Annotated in this window: 3 protein-coding genes; 2 read left to right on the forward strand and 1 reads right to left on the reverse strand. The window is 34.5% G+C overall.

Translation table 11 applies throughout. From position 1 onward, the window contains the following. Positions 1-109: 109 nt before the first annotated feature. On the reverse strand, positions 110-349 hold the full coding sequence (locus ACR2MV_RS14030) for a hypothetical protein (protein WP_434022653.1): 240 nt from the start codon (positions 347-349) through the stop codon (positions 110-112). A 238-nt stretch (positions 350-587) separates the two neighbouring features. Between ACR2MV_RS14030 and ACR2MV_RS14035 the strand changes: the two genes are divergently transcribed. Then, the gene (locus tag ACR2MV_RS14035) at positions 588-1,151 is read left to right on the forward strand and encodes a sigma-70 family RNA polymerase sigma factor (RefSeq protein ID WP_434022654.1); all 564 of its coding nucleotides are present in this window, start codon (positions 588-590) and stop codon (positions 1,149-1,151) included. Further along, a partial coding sequence (locus ACR2MV_RS14040) for a serine/threonine-protein kinase (protein ID WP_434022656.1) occupies positions 1,151-3,288 on the forward strand: 2,138 nt, incomplete at its 3' end. The genes ACR2MV_RS14035 and ACR2MV_RS14040, both read left to right, overlap by 1 nt.

Raw genomic sequence — 3,288 nt, forward strand, 5'->3', positions numbered from 1 at the left:
GGATCTATAGTTTTTCCATGTGTTAGGAAATAGGATTTGAGTAAAAAAAAAGCTTCTCTCTCCATATGGAGGATAGAGCAGTCCGTAGCTTATTACCTGATGTCCTGTATTACCAATCGTCTTCTGGAAGTACCACGGGTTCAGGAATATCAATATCTGGAACTACAGGATCAACGATAATAATATCTCTGTCATGGTAATATGGAGCTCCATAAACGCTATTTCCATGGTGAATATGATGTACAGAATTCTTTCTATTTGCCGTTGTTCCCGATGATGCGCCGCAACTAGTTAAAAATGATGAAGCTGCAATTGCTAGTCCTAAAATTAATGTTACATGTTTTTTCATAATTATATTTTTAAATTACTATTCTGTGCAAAATCAATATGTTTTATTGACCTTCATTTAAAACAGGGTTATAATTCTAATAAAACCCTAAAAGAATAATAACTACATGTAGTTATATGACTATAAACAAGTTATAGAATGCTGATGTCCGAATAAAGGCAATAAGGGCTACGGATATCTCTGGAAGACTTATTTTTGTATTTTTATATTTGTAAATTATTCATTTCAATTTTTCTATATGTCCAACAAAAAAAGTGAGGTTACACAAATACTACAAAACATTGATAGTGGTAATCGGTCAGCAGATCTTTACCCCTTGGTTTATGATAATCTTCATAATATTGCCGAAAAATTATATAGAAGAGAAAATAAAGGTCATACCCTTCAACCCACGATATTAGTAAATGAGGCCTATATGAGTCTTGTTGATCAGGATCACATAGATTGGAAAGGCAGATCTCATTTTTACGCGGTTGGAGCTCAGGCAATTCGCAGGGTATTGGTGCACCACGCACGGCATAAAAACGCTCAAAAAAGGGGATCTGGAGAAAGAAAATTGGACCTTGAAGAGGCATTGACATATTCTGTTGAAAAAGATGAGGTCATTTTGTCTTTAGATGAGGCATTGGAAAAACTAGAGGAGGTTCATGAAAGACAGGCAAAAGTGGTGGAACTGAAATTTTTTGGAGGAATGAAAATGCAGGAAATTGCAGATGAACTGGGAGTTTCAATTAAAACCATTGAAATCGATTGGAGGGTTGCAAAGGCCTGGTTAAAAAAATTCATGAAGAGCGATATTTAATGAATTCAAAAGAACTCCACGAAAAGGTTTCCGAAATTCTATCGAAAGTTATAGACCTACCCTATGAAGAAGGTTTAAGCAAAATAGATGTTTTTTGCGCTGGTAATGATCAGTTAAAAACTGAAGTTTTGTCCTTGTTTAAAGAGATCCATGAAGAGGAGTCGAATAAATCTGAAATTTTAATTGATTCTGAAAAGGACAAAACCAAACTTGTAGGCAGGAAAGATTCGGTTTTTCGCTCTAAAGTTGTCAGTAATTGGACCAAAGTACTTTTTGGAAACAAAAAAAACAGGCTAATACTGATTTTTTTGTTTCTCATATTACTTTTGGGAACAGGATTTATTTCAGGGAATTATATTCGCAACAGTATTCTAAATTCAGAGCGTGAAGAAAAAAAAGCACTACTAAATACTACTACAGAAGTTTTTCAAGGTTGGTTGATTAATGAAAGTAACAAGATTGAAGCTATCGCTCTTAATGATGAGCTGATAAATTTTGCGAAAGCCATTGATAGTCTGGAAAATTTGGATGAGTCTTTAGAATTGTTAAGAACATCTAAGGTAGCTAAAGAAGCCACAAAATGGTTTCAAAAGGAAGGTGCCGTTAATAAATTTGGTTTACTTTCATTATTAAGTAATAATAGTCCTAAAATCCTTATAGGGAATTCTCTTGTTGACTCTACAGGAATTACATCAATGCTCAACTTCGATTTGGGTGAAATGATTTACAAGGATTATTTGAGGGCAAAAAATGGAGAAATAGTTTTTATCCCACCAATCAACAATTATGATTTGATAAATAATTTCAGTGATGGATACAGTGATGCGATTAAAAGAGAAGCTTGGGTAAATTTTTTATGTCCTGTTTTTAATAGTGATCAGCAAGTCATTGCAATTCTGGCAGGTTCATATCAAGCAAAAGGCAGCTTTTCTAATATTCTTAAATTGTCTAAGCATGGCGCCACCAGTGAGACCTACGCTTTCAATGACGATGGAAAAATGCTTTCTTCGAGCAGGTTTACAAAGGAACTTCGAGAGACCTATTTATTAAATCACGACACACTTGCTGAAACGATTTACAACATAGATTTAAAAGATCCAGGACTTAATGTAATGGATGGAGATATACCTGAAACGCAACAAGTAGAACAGCCATTTACTAGAATAGTAGATTTGGCATTAAACCATTTGGCTTCAAAAGATTCCATATATTCTGGGGACCTTATGATTCCCTATAGAGATTATAGAGGCATTGAAGTCATTGGAGCGTATACATGGCTTCCTGAATACAACTTCGGGATTATTACTGAAGAAGATTATGATGAGGCACTGGCTTCATTAGGTTATTTTAAATACACCTTCATTGTGTTTTATATCATAATTCTGATTTTATCTTTTTTGTTATTTAATTCAAATGTTCGTATCGCTAGAATAGGGAAGAAGGTTGATGATTTCAGTATTCTAGGGCAGTATAAACTAAGAGAGAAAATTGGCGAAGGAGGATTTGGCCAGGTATATAGAGCAGAACATACTTTCCTTAAAAATCCTGTGGCCATTAAAATATTGAAGAATGATTTTGTAAATACAGATATGCTTGATCGCTTCGAAAAAGAAGTGAAAATAACTTCGTCATTATCTCATCCTAACACAATTAAGGTTTACGATTATGGTACTACTGAGAATAATGATTTTTACTATGTGATGGAGTTTCTTAATGGGGTTTCCTTGGATAAAATTGTAAATAGTAAGAACGATATTTCAGTCGCAAGGGGCATATATATTCTTTACCATATTTGCCTGTCCTTAAAGGAAGCGCATGAAAAAGGATTGGTTCACCGAGACATTAAACCAATGAATGTAATGCTTTGCAATCAGGGTGGGGCTGTAGATGTTGTTAAATTGCTTGACTTTGGGTTAGTAAAGGAAGTCGACACAACTATTTCTCAACAAACCCAGATTAATAGGATCGGTGGGACGCCTATGTTTATGGCACCCGAACGCATTCGTGATCCATTTAATGCAGATCAAAGAGTGGATATTTATTCTATAGGAGCTTTAGGTATGTACATTTTTAGTGGACAATATTTACTTGAATTAGTTTCTCAAAAAATGTTAACCGGAGAAGAGACCCTGCAAGG

Origin of the sequence: Lutimonas sp. (assembly GCF_051011215.1) — a bacterium.
In the GTDB taxonomy this organism is placed as follows: Bacteria; Bacteroidota; Bacteroidia; order Flavobacteriales; family Flavobacteriaceae; genus Lutimonas.

Coding starts and splice junctions, on each gene's coding strand:
- ACR2MV_RS14030 (WP_434022653.1), bottom strand. CDS start 349: ATGAAAAAACATGTAACATTAATTTTAGGACTAGCAATTGCAGCTTCA.
- ACR2MV_RS14035 (WP_434022654.1), top strand. CDS start 588: ATGTCCAACAAAAAAAGTGAGGTTACACAAATACTACAAAACATTGAT.